Origin of the sequence: Spirillospora sp. NPDC029432, assembly GCF_040703975.1 — a bacterium.
In the GTDB taxonomy this organism is placed as follows: Bacteria; Actinomycetota; Actinomycetes; order Streptosporangiales; family Streptosporangiaceae; genus Spirillospora.
This window is the reverse complement of the sequence record NZ_JBEZWH010000001.1, coordinates 166967-181762: the sequence shown is the minus strand read 5'-3', so window position 1 is coordinate 181762 and position 14796 is coordinate 166967. Positions and strand designations below refer to the sequence as shown.

Here is a 14796-nt window from a genome sequence, read left to right as displayed (position 1 = left end):
TCCTTTCAGGAGACGTACGGGCGGACCGCCCGGGCTTCGCGCGTGGCCAGCGCCCACCAGGTCAGCTGGTCGAGCATCGCCTCGGCCGCGCGCGCCGGGCCGTCCCCGCCGGTGCCGCCGCCGAGCAGGTCGAGGTTGACGCGGCCCCGCACCGGGACCATGTGCAGTTCCGTGCAGATCGTCCGGAGATGCTCGATCGCGTAAAGCCCCTCGGATCCGTGCCCGTACGCCACGAATCCGACGGGTTTGGCCTGCCACTCGTCGTAGGCGTAGTCGATCGCCTGCTTGAGGGGCGCCGGGAAGCTGTGGTTGTACTCGGGAGTGACGATCACGAACGCGTCGGCCCGGTCGACCCGGGCCGTGAACGCGGCCACGCCGGGCGTGACCTCGCACTCGTAGCGGGCCGGCAGGTCGAACGCGGCCAGGTCGACCACGTCCACGTCCATGCCGTCCCGGCCGCGCGCGAGGGCGAGGAACCAGCGCGCGACGTCCTCGCCCGCGCGGCCCTCCCGGGTGCTGCCGATGATCACCGCTACCCGTACCGGCCCGCCCATCGTCCACCTCCCGCGTCCTTTATCCCTAAGGCGCGAGATCTACCGCTAGATGTGATCTAGCGGTGGAACGCCGGAAGGCCGGACCCGGTCTCGCGGGTCCGGCCTTCCGGCGGATCTGGACGGTCAGCGCCGGGCGGCGCCGCTCCAGAAGCGGTACGAGTGGTCCTCGACGAAGCCGGCGCGCTTCCAGGCGCCGCGGGTCAGGGACTGGATGTGCCAGCCGGCCTGGCCGCGCCGGTCGCTCAGCCGGGGCCAGGCGGCCTCGCCGCCGCCGTTCGGGTCGCCGGTGGCGGCGAAGCGGACCCAGGCGCCGATCATCCGGTCGCCGAGGGCGGCCTGCGCGGGCGTCAGCCTGTCGAACAGCGCGAGGTCGAACATGTACGGCAGCTCGGCCATGTGCTGGGAGGCGGCCGGGAAGCTCGGCTGTGGGTAGCCCGCGTACCAGGGGGTGTCCTGCTCGGTGAACTCGTACATCCGGGTCGGCGTCCAGCGCGACAGCGTGCGGGCGGTGTCCAGGGTCGGCGCCGACCAGGTCGCGTCGGTCTTCACCTTCGCCAGCGTCCGCCCGGGGGAGGCGCCGAGCGGGTAGCGCTTCAGCACGGCGTCGGCCTTCGCCTCGAACTGCCGCCGGACGGCCGGCTCGTACGCCTCGGCGGCCATCGGCCTGCCGGTCGCCAGTTCCTCGCCGAGGACCATGCCGTTCTCCTCGTCGTGGTTGACGCCGATCAGGACGGGCACCCGGTTGAACCGGCCGGTACGGAGGGCCTCGTCGACCGGGAGCGGCAGCGACGGGGTGCCGCTGACCGGGCGCGGCTCCCGCTTGGTGCCGTACTCCTCCAGCAGCTTCTCGATGTCGGCCGCGCGCAGGCAGGCGGCCACGTCGGCGGCGTCCTCGCAGCCCACCTCGCGGATCACCGTCTCGCTGTCGTCGATCGCCTCGGCCCGGGTACGGGAGGCGCCGCCCGGCGTGCCGCACGGCGCGCTCTGCACGATCGCCCGCTGGAACAGGCCCGCCGACGCGGGCGAGGCGAGGTGCCCGCAGACGCTGAAGCCGCCGCCCGACTCCCCCATGATCGTCACGTTGCGCGGGTCGCCGCCGAACGCCCCGATGTTCTGGCGCACCCAGCGCAGCGCGGCGCGCTGGTCGTCCAGCGCCAGGCCGCCCGACTCCTTCAGCGAGGGGTGGGTCAGGAAGCCGGTGACGCCCAGCCGGTAGTTCATCGACACCACGACGGCACCGCCCGCCGCCAGCCGGTCGGGGCCGTACAGGTCGCCCATCCCGAACATCATGCTGCCGCCGTGGATGAACACGATCACCGGCAGCCTCCCGCGCTTGCCGGCGGGCGCGGTCACGTTGACGTTCAGGCAGTCCTCGTCGGTGCTGGCCTTGCCGATCGGGTAGCCGGCCGGCTGCGCGCACACCTTGCCGGGCTCGGTGGCGTCCCGTACTCCGGTCCACGCGGGGACCGGGCGCGGGGCGGCGAAGCGGGCGGCCGCGGCGTACGGGATGCCCTGGAACGACCGCACCTTCGGGCCCGCCTCACCGCGTACCGCGCCCTGCGCGGTGACCACGACCGCCGGGTCGGGGTCGGGGGCGGCCTGGGCGGCGGCGGCCGGTACGAGCGTGCCGAGCAGCGCGAGCCCGAGGCCCAGCGGCGCGATCTTCTTCATGTCCTGCTCCTCGTCGGTCGGGCGATGGCAGAACCGTAGCCGGGATTTGGGCGAACGTGCAAGGCGATCGCGCAAGACGACCGCGCAAGACGATCGCCTAAGGCGTTCGCGCCAGCCGCTTGGTAGGGTGCCGCGCATGGGGAACCGCGAGGATCTGCTCGCCGGCGCCAAGCGGTGCCTGCGCGAGAAGGGCTACGACCGCACGAGCGTCCGCGACATCGCCACCGCCGCCGGGGTGAGCATGGCCGCGATCGGCTACCACTACGGGTCGCGGGAGGCGCTGCTCAGCCAGGCGCTGTTCGCCCTCCTGGACGAGTGGGGCGACGGCCTCGGCCGCGCGCTCGCGCCCGGCGCGGGCGACGACGCCGCGCGCGGCTTCGAGCGCATGTGGGACGGCCTGGTCGAGCAGTTCCGGGAGCATCCGGACCTGTGGCTGGCCACGGTGGAGCTGTTCATGCAGGCGCAGCGGCAGCCGGAGCTGCGCGAGCAGCTGGCGGGCGGCGTCGAGCAGGGCTGGCGGGGCATGGCCGCGATGCTGGAGAGCGTCCCTGAGGACGCCGTCTCCGACCGCTCCGCCCGCACCCTCGGGATGATCCAGACGGCGCTGATGACCGGCGTGATGGTTCAGTCCCTCAGCGCGCCGCCCGGCCAGGCGCCCACCGCGGCCGAGGTGCTGGCCGGCCTGCGCGCCCTGGCGAAGATCGCCGATCCCGGGTAACCCGCCCGCGCCCCGGCCCTAGCATGATCCCTTGGCTTTCTCTCCGGGGGTGGACGACGCGCATGGAAGAGCTGCGGCCGCACGACCCGCGCCAGGTCGGCCCGTACCGGCTGCGCGGCCGGCTCGGCGCCGGCGGGATGGGCGAGGTCTTCCTGGCCGGCTCGCCCGGCGGCCGCGAGGTGGTGGTGAAGGTCGTCCGGAGCGAGCTGGCCGGCAGCCCGAAGGCGCGCCGCCGGTTCGCCCGCGAGGTCGCGGCCGCGCAGCGCGTCGGCGGCTACCACACCGCGCAGGTCGTGGCGGCGGACCCGGACGCCGACCCCCCGTGGATGGTCACCGAGTACATCCCCGGGCCGTCCCTCCAGCAGCTGGTGAAGGAGGTCGGGGCGTTCTCCGCGGAGAACGTGCGCGCGCTGGCGGCGCAGCTCAGCGAGGGCGTGGCCGCCATCCACGCCTGCGGGCTGGTGCACCGCGACCTGAAGCCCGGCAACGTGATCATGGCGGCCGGCGGGGCCCGGATCATCGACTTCGGCATCGCCCGAATGGACGGCGCCAGCGTGCTGACCGAGGACGGCGCGGTGGTGGGGACGTACGCGTTCATGTCGCCCGAGCAGGTCAGCTCGGGCGACGTGGGCCCGGCCAGCGACATCTTCTCGCTGGGCGCGGTGCTCGCGTACGCCGCCACCGGCCGCAGCCCGTTCGCCGCCGGCACGCTCCCGGCGACCGTCCTGCGGATCGTCAACGCCGAACCCGACCTCGGCACGGTCACCGGCGGCCTCCGCGGCCTCATCGCCGCCTGCCTGGCCAAGGATCCCGCCGCCCGCCCGACCGCCGCGGCCATCCTCGCCGGCCTGTCCGGCGGCGCCCCCGAGTCCGCCTTCCCCGTCCCGCCCGCCGCCTCGCCCGCCACGGGGCCGCGCGGCGGCGCCCCGGTGAGCACCTCGCCGGTCGCGGACGGCCCGGCGGCCGGCACCTCGCTCACCCGCCGGCGGTTGCTGCTGGGCGGCCTCGCGGCCGCCGGCGCGGGCGCGGTGGCCGTTCCCGCGGTGATCATCGCGACCCGCGACTCCGGGGCGAAGGCGGCGCCGCGGCGGCCCTCGGCCTCGCCGCCCAGGCCCGTCCACGCGGGGGTGCTCACGGGCCACGGCGCCGGGGTGAGCCGCGTGACGTTCACCCCGGACGGCGCGACGCTGCTCAGCGGCGGCGTCAACGGCCCCATCATGCTGTGGGACACGGCCACGGGCCGGCGGATCCGCACGCTCGAAGGGCACACCTATCCCGTGGTGGCGATGGAGCTCACCCGCGGCGGCAGGACCCTGGTGTCCGGCGCCGAGATCGTCCGCGTGTGGGACATGGCGGCGGGCCGCGAGACGGGCAGCATCGCCACCCAGGGACGCGACCGCAGCGGATTCGACTCCGCGCTCGTCACCCTGGCCGCCACCCCCGACGGGCGCTACCTGGCCACGGACGGCCCGGACGGGAGCGCGCTGCTCTGGGACATCGCCACGGGCAGGACCGTCCGGTCGTTCGCCGGGAACGCCGCCAACTCGCTCGCCTTCACCTCAGACGGCCGCGCGCTGGCGGGCGGCGGCGAGAGCATCCGGCTCTGGGACGTCGCCACGGGACGGGCCCTGCGGACGTTCCCCGGCATGCGCGGCGCCGTGCACCTCATCGCGCTCTCGCCCGACGGCCGCTTCCTCGCCGCGAGCGGCGCCGAGGGGCCGCCGGCGCTGTGGGAGTTCGCGACCGGGAGGAAGGTCCGCGAGTTCACCGGGATGGGCAACTCGTCGGGGCCGATCGCGTTCAGCCGCGACGCCCGGCTGCTGGCGACCGCGCCCGGCGAGGAGGGCCACGGCCCCGAGGAGATCACGCTGTGGAACGTCGCCACCGGCGAGGTCGACCGCACGCTGAACGGGCACACGGGCGCGGTCGCCGCGCTGGCCTTCCACCCCGGCGGCACGGCGCTGGCCAGCGCGAGCGGGGACCGTACCGTCCGGCTCTGGAAGCTGACCTAGCGCCCGTCCGGCTCCGTGAACCCGGCTTCGGCGGACTCGGGCCCGGCGGGCTCGGCTCCGGCGGCCGTCGCCCGGGCGTGGACGCGGCGCAGCCGGTCGAGCTCGCGCCGGTCGCGCTTGGTCGGGCGGCCCGCGCCGCGCTCCCGGCGGGCCACCGGCATCAGCGCCTCGCGCGGCGGTGGCGGCGGGCTCTTGTCGAGCAGGCACTCGGCGGCGGCGGGCGCCCCGACCCGCTTGCGCACGATCTTCCGCACGACGACGATCCGCTCCCGCCCGTCGAGCCGCACCCGCACCTCGTCACCGGGCCGCACCGTCGCGGCGGGCTTGACCCGGACGTCGTTCACCCGGACGTGGCCGCCGCGGCAGGCGTCGGTCGCCATCGAGCGCGTCTTGACCAGCCGCACGGACCAGATCCACAGATCGACCCGTACCGATTCGCCCTCACCAGCCATGCACGCACTCTATGGCGCGTCCCGGAACTTGCGGAAACACCGCCGGACCGAGACACCGGCGCGACCCGCGGCCCGCACGCTGGACCGGGACGGCGGTCGGCGGCGGAGGGGGCTCGGATGTCCGTACGGCGGTGGATCTCGGCGGGTCTGGCGACCCTCGCGCTGCTCGCGCCGGCCTCGTGCGGGGCGGCGCCCGAGCCGCGGAAACCGGGGGCCTGGGTGCACATCGCCCTGCTGCCGAACGGGGACGCGCAGCTCGACCTGTTCGCGTCGGGACGGCGGATCCGCACGGACGCCGACGTGGTGGCGCTGGCGCGGCGGGTCGCCGGGGAGGCGTTCCCGGAGGCGGCGGGGTTCCGGGTGCGCATGGCGAGCAGCCACGGGCGGCCGTTCGCGCGGGCGGACGTCGCCGGCGCGTACCGTCCGGGCCGTACGGCGTCGCTGCGGATCGCGACCGCCGGGGCGTGGCGGCACATCAGCGCGCAGGGGTTCGAGCAAGCGGGGCTGCGCCTCTACCTGCCGGCGGTCCCGGCCGCCGTGGAGGCGGCGCCGCACGACCCGGACTCGGAGAGGCTCGGCTGGCGGCTGCGGAAGGACCGGCCGGCGCCCGAACTGGAGATCGTCATGAGGCCGGAGCCCGCCCGCTGGTACGGGGCGATGGCGCTTCCCGTGGCGGGCGCGGCCGGCGTGGCGCTGGCGTTCTTCGCGCGGCGGCGGCTGGTCGCGGTGCCGGCGGCCGGGACGGCGGTCGCCGGGGCCGCCGCGGCGATCGCGTTCTCGGCGGGGCGGCAGGGCGAGAACCTCGGCGTGGCGGGCCTGCTGGACGGCCGGGCGCTCGATCTGGCCACCGTCGCGCCGCTGGCGGCGGTCCCCCTCGGGCTGCCCGCCGTACTGCTCCTGGGGACGATGGCCGTCCGCGCGGCCCGCGGGCCGGGCCCGTCCCGGCATCCCGAGACGCGCCCGCAGGAGTCCGGCGCCTTCTGGTGAGGAACCCGCAGGTCAGCACAGGAACCTGCCGGTGGGTCCTGGAGGGCCGGCCGGAGACGGAACGCACGTACACGAGGGATGACGAGCGACTTCTTCAAGCTGGAGAACCCGGCCCGCAGCGGCTAGCCGCGGGCCGGGTTCTCCGGTCGCGAGGACCTGCGGCGCGGTCACCTTGATCCGGGTGCGTGCGGTGGCCTCGTTCCCGATGGCCTGACGCCCGAACCGGGCATGAGCGGCATAGCGATCACGTTCGGGAATCGTGTCGTTCCGCTGCGTGACGGGGCGATCTCTGCGCAGGATGGGGGCATGAGCTTCCCGTTGACGCACGGGTACGACCACATCAACGTCGTCGCCGAACTCGACCCCGTCGCGGCCGTCCGCGACGGGGAGCTGGGCGACCGGATGCGCGAATTCCCCAAGCTGTTCCCGGCCGGCTCCCCCGACTTCGGGCTGGCGGTGCAGGACGAGGAGGGCTGGCGCATCGAATGCGCGGGCGATCTCGACCCCGCGGCCGCCCGCTACACGCTGGGGCACCGGCTGCGGATGCTCGCGCGGGACGACCCCGGCGAAGCCCCGGCCATGCTGGCGGCGGCCGGCCGGCTGGACCCGGAGGAGGGCGAGCAGCTCGCCAAGGACGAGTGGGAGATCGGCGACCGCCGCTACCGGGTGATCCGGATCGAGAAGTTCACGCTGATCGGGAACGGGCTGATGGAGCCGCCCCGCTCGACCGACGCCCTCCACTGCGCCCGGGACGCCCTGGACGGCCTCGCCGTCGACCCGCTGGCCCCCGCGGGGCTGTGGGAGGCGCAGCTGCGGCTCAACCTGTCCGGGCACCTGCCGATCCCCGGCACCGTCCCGGACATCGTCCGGACCGAGGCGCTGCACGCGGTCCGCACGCATCCCGGCGTGGTGCTGCTGCCGCCCACGTTCACGGTGGTGGAGGTCGAGGACGGCCGCTGGGAGCCGCTGACCGGCGGCGACGACCCCCTCCAGGCGCGCGACCGGCTGGCGGGCTACTTCACCGGGCTGCTCCCCCGGCTGCGCGAGTTCCACGGCGACCCGGCCGCGCCCGCCGAGATCGCCGAGTGGGAGGCGGCCGCCGGCGAGATCCTGGCGTCGGCGGGGCCCGTGTACACGGCGCTGGGCCGGACGTTCCGGACCGTCCGGGTGTCGCGGATGCTGCGGCTCGGGCGGGACGGCCCGGAGGCGCCCCGCCCGTCCGACCAGGAGCGGTACGGGCTCGCCGGGACGTCCGGCTGACCGTCGCCCCGCCGGCGGCTCAGCGCGGCGGGATCGCGTGGTTGGCGTGGAACAGGACGCCGCCGTCGTACCGGGCCTTGAGCTCGGTGAGCCGCCGGTAGTCGCCGGGCGCGTACGCGGTGCGCACCTGGTCCTCGTCCAGCGGGCCGAACGCGAAGTTCAGCGACCGGCCGAGCGCCGCGTCCTCGAACGGCGCGAGCGCCTCGCGGTGCAGGTCCCGTGCCGTGCGCTCCTCGCCCGGCTCGACCGGCGAGAGCACCGACACCAGGTACGCGGCGTCCCGGTGGCCGACCGGGCCGGGGTCCGCCGGCGGGCGGGCGAGCGCGCCGCCGAGATGCCGCAGCCCGACCACGCACATCACCGGCGCGGACGGGCCCGCCGCCTTCACCAGCCCCGCCAGTGCCGCCGGGGACAGGCCGGTCACCAGGCGGTTGTCCGACCGGTACGCGTGCGGCCGGACGGGCTCCTCGAACGCCTCGCCTGCCTCGGCGAGCGGCCGCTCGCGCAGCGAGTCGCGCATCAGCGGCCCGAGCGCGCGCAGCGGCTCCACCAGCCGTTCCCCGTCCTCGGGCGTGCCGAGGTGGAAGATCTGGATCTGGGCGACGTGCCGGCCCCGCAGCGGTTCCGGGATCATCGGCAGGTGCGGGTAGACCAGCATGGCCACGCCCGAGGTCGTCTCCTCCGGGACGGTGGCCGTCCAGCGCCGCCAGCCGTCCAGCACGTCGGGGACCTGCCCGACGTCGAAGTGGAGGACGCCGGCGTAGACGCTCTCGACCGGGAACAGGCCGATCTCGACGCCGGTGACGGCGCCGAAGTTCCCGCCGCCGCCGCGCAGCGCCCAGAACAGGTCGGGGTCGCTCTCCGCCGTCACCTCGCGGAGCCTCCCGTCGGCCGTGACGATCTCGAAGCGGCGCACGTGGTCGGCGGCGAACCCGTGCCGGCGGGCGAGCAGGCCCACGCCGCCGCCGAGCGTGTACGACACCGCGCCCACGCTGGGCGCGCTGCCGGCCGGCGGCGCCAGCCCGTGCGGGGCGGCCGCCGCGACGACCTGCTCCCATTTGGCGCCGGCCTCGATCCACGCCGTGCGCGCCGCCGGGTCCACCCGCACCCCGGACATCCGGCCGGTGGTGATCAGTACGCCGCCCTCCAGCGCGCCGGCCAGCCCGTGCCCGCTCGCCTGCACCGCGACCTTCAGCCCGTTCCCGGCCGCGTACGCGACCGCCGCCCGCACGTCCTCGGCGCTCGTCGCGCCCACGATCACCGCCGCGCGGTGCGGTGACAGGAGCTGGTAGCCGGTCCTCTCCTCGTCGTATCCGCCGTCCTCCGGCCGGAAGACGGGCCCGTCCACGGAAAGCGCGTTGCTCTGCTCGTTCATGGGGCCCACGCTAGGGACCGTTCCGGACACAACTTGTCCGCAAGCGTGGCAATCTTGGTCGTGTGAGCGACCGCACCCCCCGGGACATGCCGGGACGCATGCTGCGCCTGCTGTCCCTGCTGCAGAGCCGGCGCGAATGGTCCGGCGCCGAGCTCGCCGAACGCCTCGGCGTCACCGACCGCACCGTCCGCCGCGACATCGACCGGCTGCGCGCCCTGGACTACCCGGTCGAGGGCGTCACCGGCACCGCCGGCGGCTACCGGCTGGTCTCCGGCCGCGACCTGCCGCCCCTCCTGCTGGACGACGACGAGGCGGTCGCCGTCGCGCTCGGCCTCGCGACCGCCGCCGGCAGCGTCCCCGGCATCGAGGAGATCGCGATGCGGGCGCTGGCGAAGCTCGAACGCGTCCTGCCCGCCCGGCTGCGCCCCCGGCTGGCGTCGTTCGGCGGCGTCACCGCGGCCGTCCCCCACCCCAAGGCCCCGCACGTCGACCCCGGCGTGCTCGCCGTCCTCGCGTCCTGCTCCCGCGACCACGAAGTGCTGTCCTTCGACCACCGCGCCCGCTCCGGGGCGAGCACCGCGCGCCGCGTCGAGCCGTACGCCCTGGTGACGCTGAACGCCCACTGGTACCTGCTCGCGTACGACCCGGACCGGGCCGGCTGGCGGACCTTCCGCGTGGACCGCATCGAGCGCCCGGTCCGCACGCACCGCCGGTTCGCCCCGCGCGAGCTGCCCGCCCCGGACGCGGCCGCGTACCTGACCCGCTCGTTCGCGACCGCCTCGTACCGCTACACGGCGCGGATGACCGTGCGCCTTCCTCCTGAGGAGATCCGCTCGCGGCTCTTCGCGACGCTCCCCGGGACGATCGAACCGGCCTGCCCGGGCGCCTCCGCCGTCCGCCTCACGGCCGACTCGGCGGAACTGGTCGTCCAGTACGTCGCCGCGCTCGCGAGCCTGGGCGCCGATTTCACGCTGGACGCGCCGGAGGAGATCACCGGCCGGGTACGGAGACTGGGCCTCGCGCTGGCTCGCTGAAGATCCCGGCGAACCAGCCGGACGCCAGCACCCCCGCCGTCACGGCGGTGACCGCGCACCCCGCACCGGCCGCCGCCGCCCGCACCCCGACGGCCTCGATCAGCGGCCCGGCCGCCAGCACCGCGACCGGCGTGACCGCGGCCGCGCCCAGGACGTTCCAGCTGTTGACGCGCGCGAGCACGTGCGGCGGGAACGCGGCCTGCACCGACGTCGTCCACAGCACCCCGTAGACCGTCTGGCACGCCCCCGGCACCGTCATCAGCGCCGCCAGCACCGCCCACGAGGCGCCCGTGCCCGCCAGCAGCATCGGCCCGGCCGCCGCCACCGGCAGCACGGCCAGCACCACCCGGGCGCGCCGCGGCCGCCACCACACCGCCACCAGCCCGCCGAGCAGCGCCCCCGACGCCTCGGCCGCCACCACCAGCCCCCAGGCCCCGGCGCCGCCGTGGCCCCGTTCCATGTAGACGGGCCCGATGACGCCGGCGAACGCTCCGGCCGCCACGGCGACCGCCGTGAACTGGGCCGTGAGCGCCCACACCCACGGGTGCGCGGTGAACTCCCGCCACCCGCCGCGCAGTTCCGCGAGCGGCCCGGCGCGCTCCGCCGCCCGCGCGGGCGTCCGCAGCCGGCCGAGCAGCACCGCGCCCGCGACGGCCGTCCCCGACTTCACCGCGGCGCCCCATCCCGGCCCGGCCGCCGCCACCACGAGGCCGGCCGTGCCGAGCCCGACCAGCAGCCCGGCCGCGACCGTCTGCCCCACCAGCGCGTTCGCGACCTGCCGGTCCCGTTCCGGCACGAGGTCCGCGACGATCCCGCGCTCCGCGGGGAGCAGCACCGCCCGCGCCAGCCCGGCGCCCAGCGCGAGCCCGCAGACCACCGCCAGCGGCGCCCGGCCGAGCAGGCACAGGGCCAGCCCCGCCCACGCGACCGCCGCCGCCACCTCCGCGGCGGCCATCACCCGGTGCCGCCGGAACCGGTCCCCGGCCACCCCGCCGGCCGGCACCAGCAGCATCGGCAGCGCCTTGCACGCCACCACGGCCGACAGCCCGCCCGGCCCGTGCCCGAGCTCCAGCACCCCGAAGCCGAGCGCCAGCTGCCCGAACCCGTCCCCCGCGTTCCCCACCAGCCGGGCCGCGAGCAGCGGCGCCACCGAACGATCCCTGATCAGCGCGAACGACACCATGCGAACACTAAGTGCTCACGATTCCTCACGCAGAGGTACCGGGGAGTCCCGGAGGCGACCTTATGTGGTCACGGCGGGGCCGGCGGCCGCGTCCGGGCGGGGCCTGGACGACAGGTGCTCGCCGACCCGCCTGACCAGGACGGCCATCTCGTACCCGATGCGGGCCGGGTCGACGTCCGCGTCCGTCAGGACGGTCAGCGAGGCGCCTTCCCCGGCGGCGGTGACGAACAGGACCGCGTCGCGCATCTCGATGACGGTCTGGCGCACCTCGCCGCCGTCGAACCGGCGGCGCGCGCCCTGGGCGAGGCTCTGCAGCCCGGCGGCCAGCGCGGAGAGATGCTCGGCGTCGGACCGGCTCAGGCCGGCGGAGGCGCCCATGAGCAGGCCGTCCGCGGACTGCACCACCGCCCTGGTCACCTGCGGCACGCTCTCGACCAGGCCGTCGACCAGCCAGTCGAGTGAGCCGGCCGCGCCCTCCGATGGCGGCGTCGCTCGCATCCTCTTCCCCCTCCACGGTGTCCCGCCGGACATGCCGCTCCTAGACACAGGCCGGGGCGGAACGCAAGCGAGTCGCTCGAACACGCAGGTCAATGATCTCATTTCTTCCACCACAAGATCCGCGAAACGGCCACAGGCGGGCAAATAGCCGCTAGCGTGACATCGGTTTCGCCAGAACCACGGTTCGCTCGGATTGAAAGACGGAACATGAGGACACGCAGGCGATCGATCCGGTTCACGCTGTTCGGTCTTCTCACCATTCCGCTGGCGGTCCTGCTCGCCTTCTGGGGATTCGCCGCCGCCGGCTCGGTGCGCGAGGCGCTGGAGAAGCGGGACCTGGACACCGTCGAGCGCGAGTACAGCGGCGCGTCGCTGCCGATGATGACCCAGCTCGCCCAGGAACGCGCCCAGACGATCGCCTGGATCAGCGCCCGCGGCCGGATGCCCCGGACCGCGCTGGACGACCAGCGCCGCAAGACCGACACCGCGATCGCCGGGATGAAGCGGGCCGCGGGCTCGTCCTCGTTCCAGAACGCCCTCGACGCCGGATCGAAGCGGCGGCTCGGGGAGCTGCTGGAGAAGATCGACGCGACCGTGGCGGCCCGGCCGGGCATCGACTCCGGCAGCATCGGCAAGCTGGCGGCGTTCGATGCCTACAACGACGTCATCGAGGCCAACTTCCAGTTCTCCGCCCCGCTGATCGCGATCGACGACGCCGAGGTCTACCAGCTGGCGACCGACATCGTCGGGGTGCTGCGCGCCCAGGAGCTGGCGGGCCGCGAGGCCACCCTGGTGGGCGGCGCCATGGCCGCCGGCGGCCGGATGACCCGCGACGAGCAGCTGGAGTTCACCCGGCTGGTCCACCAGCAGCGCTTCCTGATGAACGAGAGCGTCGGCCGGTTCGCCCCGCGGTTCGCCGCGCCGTTCCGCGCGCTGCTGGCCTCGCCCCAGTACCAGGAGTTCAAGGCCCAGGAGGACCGCGTCATCGCGGCCCGCGCCGGCCGCGGCGGGGTGCGGATCGACGCCGCCGCCTGGCAGCCGGCCGCCCAGGCGTACATCGGCGGCATCGACCGTTCCGTCGGCCAGATCCGGGCCGCGCTGGACGGCGACATGAAGGAGATCAGCGACGGGATCCTGCTGCGGCTCGCGCTCGTCGGCGGGCTCGGGCTCGCGGCGGTGCTCCTGTCGGGGTTCATGATGCTGCGGTTCGGCCGCCGCATCAGCCGGGAGCTGACCGGGCTGCAGAACGCCGCCGGAAACCTCGCCGACGAGCGGCTGCCCGACGTCGTGCGCCGGCTGCGGGACGGCCAGGACGTCGACGTCGCGGCGGCGGCGCCCGCGCTGCCCGCCGGCCGGACCGCCGAGGTGGCGAGCGTCGCGGAGGCGTTCACCAAGGTGCAGCGGACCGCGATCGAGGCGGCCGTCGGCCAGGCCGACCTGCGCAAGGCCGTCAACCAGGTCTTCCGCAACCTCGCCCGCCGCAACCAGTCGCTGCTGCACCGCCAGCTGGCGATGCTCGACACGCTGGAGCGCAAGGCGTCCGACCCGGACGCGCTGGAGGACCTGTTCCGGATCGACCACCTCACCACCCGCATGCGCCGGCACGCCGAGGGCCTCATCATCCTGTCCGGCGCGCACCCCGGGCGCGGCTGGCGCAAGCCGGTCGGCGTGGTGGACGTGCTGCGCGGCGCGATCGGCGAGATCGAGGACTACGCCCGGGTCGAGGTGGTCACCACGGCCGAGGAGGCGATCGTCGGCGCCGCCGTCGCCGACGTCATCCACCTGCTCGCCGAGCTGATCGAGAACGCGGTCAGCTTCTCCCCGCCGAACACCCCGGTCGAGGTGAACGCCGGGACGGTCGGCAACGGGTTCGTCATCGAGATCCAGGACCGCGGGCTCGGGATGAGCCCGGCCAAGCTGGCGGCCGTCAACGAGCAGCTCACCCGGCCGCCGGAGTTCGACCTGTCGGAGGGCGACCAGCTCGGCCTGTTCGTGGTCGGGAACCTCGCGCACCGGCACGGGATCCGGATCTCGCTGGAGCCCAACGCCTACGGCGGCCTCAAGACGATCGTGCTGCTGCCGCACGCCATGGTGGCCTCCGCGGAGGAGGCCGCCCGCGCCGCCGCGGCGACCGAGCGCGACGCGGCCCCGGCGGGCGAGCCCGCCACCGCCGCGAGCGGCTCCTGGCAGCAGCCGGCGAGCGGCCCGCCGCGGCAGGACGGCGGCGCGGGCGGCCCCGCTCCGGTGGAGACCGTCACCGACACCGGCCCGCAGGCGGCCCCGGCGCCGGCCCCGGCCCCCGCCCCGCTGCCGGCGCCCGTACCGGTCCCGGCCGCGCCCGCGCCCGCCGAGCCGGCTCCGGAGGCGGCGCCCCCGGCGGCCCCGGCGGCGCCGCACTCGGCGGGGACGCACGCCGGGATGCCGCGCCGCGTGCGCCGCGCGAACCTGGCGCCCCAGCTGCGCAAGCCGGCGGACTCGCGCGGGGACCGGGCGACGACCACGACCGGCGAGATCCCCCGCTCGCCGGAGCGGGCCCGGACGTTCATGTCGTCGATGCAGAGCGGCTGGCAGCGCGGCCGGGCCGAGGGCCTCGGCCCGGGCGGGGCCGGCGAGGAGACCGAAGCGGACCAGGGTGAGCGATGAACGACCGGTACGGGGCGGATGACACGGGCCGGCTGCTCGGCGGCCTGGTGGACCGGGTGGACGCGGTGACCGGCGCGGTCGCGCTGTCCCGCGGCGGGATGGTGCTGGCGTCGGCGGGGCTGGGGCGCGAGGACGCCGAGCACTTCGCGGCGCTGGCGTCCGGCGTCCAGGGGCTGGCCCGCGGGGCGTGCGACCGGTTCGCGGGCGGCGAGACGCTGCAGACCGTGATCGAGATGGAGCGGGTGCTGCTGTTCATGGCGCCCGCCGGCGCGGACGCCTGCCTCGCCGTGGTGAGCCGGGCCGACGGGGACGCCGGGACGGTGGCGTACGAGCTGGCCGAGCTCGCCGGACGGCTGGCGGACCCCGGGGCGGCGGGCCCCCGGCTCACCGGAACCGGCGCGGGGTGACG

The 14796-nt window shown here is 75.8% G+C and carries 13 protein-coding genes; 7 read left to right on the top strand and 6 right to left on the bottom strand.

The annotated features are described in order from the left end of the window. Window positions 1-5: 5 nt before the first annotated feature. Complete coding sequence (locus AB0881_RS00800; protein ID WP_366613164.1) at window positions 6-554, bottom strand: NAD(P)H-dependent oxidoreductase; 549 nt, start codon at window positions 552-554, stop codon at window positions 6-8. A gap of 123 nt (window positions 555-677) precedes the next feature. After that, window positions 678-2225, bottom strand: a complete 1548-nt coding sequence (locus AB0881_RS00795; protein WP_366613162.1) for a carboxylesterase family protein — start codon at window positions 2223-2225, stop codon at window positions 678-680. A 136-nt stretch (window positions 2226-2361) separates the two neighbouring features. Here AB0881_RS00795 and AB0881_RS00790 point away from each other — a divergent pair, with 136 nt between their 5' ends. Then, on the top strand, window positions 2362-2943 hold the full coding sequence (locus AB0881_RS00790) for a TetR family transcriptional regulator (RefSeq protein ID WP_366613160.1): 582 nt from the start codon (window positions 2362-2364) through the stop codon (window positions 2941-2943). Window positions 2944-3005: 62 nt separating this feature from the next. Then, window positions 3006-4955 (top strand): serine/threonine-protein kinase, encoded by a 1950-nt coding sequence (locus AB0881_RS00785; protein WP_366613158.1) that lies wholly within the window; start codon window positions 3006-3008, stop codon window positions 4953-4955. On the opposite strand, the gene AB0881_RS00780 is transcribed toward AB0881_RS00785, so the two are convergent. Continuing rightward, window positions 4952-5407, bottom strand: a complete 456-nt coding sequence (locus tag AB0881_RS00780) for an RNA-binding S4 domain-containing protein (protein ID WP_366613156.1) — start codon at window positions 5405-5407, stop codon at window positions 4952-4954. The two genes, AB0881_RS00785 and AB0881_RS00780, sit on opposite strands and share 4 nt — an antisense overlap. Window positions 5408-5524: 117 nt before the next feature. Here AB0881_RS00780 and AB0881_RS00775 point away from each other — a divergent pair, with 117 nt between their 5' ends. After that, complete coding sequence (locus AB0881_RS00775) at window positions 5525-6394, top strand: hypothetical protein (protein ID WP_366613154.1); 870 nt, start codon at window positions 5525-5527, stop codon at window positions 6392-6394. A 306-nt stretch (window positions 6395-6700) separates the two neighbouring features. Continuing rightward, window positions 6701-7654, top strand: coding sequence for a DUF5954 family protein (locus tag AB0881_RS00770; RefSeq protein ID WP_366613152.1), 954 nt, complete (start codon window positions 6701-6703; stop codon window positions 7652-7654). A gap of 19 nt (window positions 7655-7673) precedes the next feature. Here the strand turns inward: AB0881_RS00770 and AB0881_RS00765 are convergent, their stop codons facing one another. After that, a complete protein-coding gene (locus AB0881_RS00765) occupies window positions 7674-9029 on the bottom strand; it encodes an FAD-binding oxidoreductase (protein ID WP_366613150.1) in 1356 nt (451 codons plus the stop codon). Window positions 9030-9091: 62 nt separating this feature from the next. Between AB0881_RS00765 and AB0881_RS00760 the strand changes: the two genes are divergently transcribed. Beyond that, window positions 9092-10063: a WYL domain-containing protein gene (locus AB0881_RS00760; RefSeq protein ID WP_366613148.1), complete on the top strand. Its 972-nt coding sequence runs from the start codon at window positions 9092-9094 to the stop codon at window positions 10061-10063. On the opposite strand, the gene AB0881_RS00755 is transcribed toward AB0881_RS00760, so the two are convergent. Further along, window positions 10020-11243 (bottom strand): MFS transporter, encoded by a 1224-nt coding sequence (locus AB0881_RS00755; RefSeq protein WP_366613146.1) that lies wholly within the window; start codon window positions 11241-11243, stop codon window positions 10020-10022. The genes AB0881_RS00760 and AB0881_RS00755 overlap by 44 nt on opposite strands. A gap of 63 nt (window positions 11244-11306) precedes the next feature. Beyond that, window positions 11307-11744, bottom strand: coding sequence for a roadblock/LC7 domain-containing protein (locus AB0881_RS00750; protein ID WP_366613144.1), 438 nt, complete (start codon window positions 11742-11744; stop codon window positions 11307-11309). A gap of 207 nt (window positions 11745-11951) precedes the next feature. Here AB0881_RS00750 and AB0881_RS00745 point away from each other — a divergent pair, with 207 nt between their 5' ends. Continuing rightward, window positions 11952-14387 carry a sensor histidine kinase gene (locus AB0881_RS00745; RefSeq protein WP_366613142.1) on the top strand — a complete coding sequence of 812 codons (2436 nt, stop codon included), beginning with the start codon at window positions 11952-11954 and terminating at the stop codon, window positions 14385-14387. Continuing rightward, complete coding sequence (locus AB0881_RS00740; protein ID WP_366613140.1) at window positions 14384-14794, top strand: roadblock/LC7 domain-containing protein; 411 nt, start codon at window positions 14384-14386, stop codon at window positions 14792-14794. Before AB0881_RS00745 ends, AB0881_RS00740 begins: the two co-directional genes overlap by 4 nt. The last annotated feature ends 2 nt before the right edge of the window (window positions 14795-14796 follow it).

What these genes read in the sequence shown, in the direction of transcription:
- AB0881_RS00785 (WP_366613158.1), top strand. Translation starts at nt 3,006, where the DNA reads ATGGAAGAGCTGCGGCCGCACGACCCGCGCCAGGTCGGCCCGTACCGG.
- AB0881_RS00750 (WP_366613144.1), bottom strand. Translation starts at nt 11,744, where the DNA reads ATGCGAGCGACGCCGCCATCGGAGGGCGCGGCCGGCTCACTCGACTGG.
- AB0881_RS00795 (WP_366613162.1), bottom strand. Translation starts at nt 2,225, where the DNA reads ATGAAGAAGATCGCGCCGCTGGGCCTCGGGCTCGCGCTGCTCGGCACG.
- AB0881_RS00775 (WP_366613154.1), top strand. Translation starts at nt 5,525, where the DNA reads ATGTCCGTACGGCGGTGGATCTCGGCGGGTCTGGCGACCCTCGCGCTG.
- AB0881_RS00765 (WP_366613150.1), bottom strand. Translation starts at nt 9,029, where the DNA reads ATGAACGAGCAGAGCAACGCGCTTTCCGTGGACGGGCCCGTCTTCCGG.
- AB0881_RS00745 (WP_366613142.1), top strand. Translation starts at nt 11,952, where the DNA reads ATGAGGACACGCAGGCGATCGATCCGGTTCACGCTGTTCGGTCTTCTC.
- AB0881_RS00770 (WP_366613152.1), top strand. Translation starts at nt 6,701, where the DNA reads ATGAGCTTCCCGTTGACGCACGGGTACGACCACATCAACGTCGTCGCC.
- AB0881_RS00790 (WP_366613160.1), top strand. Translation starts at nt 2,362, where the DNA reads ATGGGGAACCGCGAGGATCTGCTCGCCGGCGCCAAGCGGTGCCTGCGC.
- AB0881_RS00780 (WP_366613156.1), bottom strand. Translation starts at nt 5,407, where the DNA reads ATGGCTGGTGAGGGCGAATCGGTACGGGTCGATCTGTGGATCTGGTCC.
- AB0881_RS00800 (WP_366613164.1), bottom strand. Translation starts at nt 554, where the DNA reads ATGGGCGGGCCGGTACGGGTAGCGGTGATCATCGGCAGCACCCGGGAG.
- AB0881_RS00740 (WP_366613140.1), top strand. Translation starts at nt 14,384, where the DNA reads ATGAACGACCGGTACGGGGCGGATGACACGGGCCGGCTGCTCGGCGGC.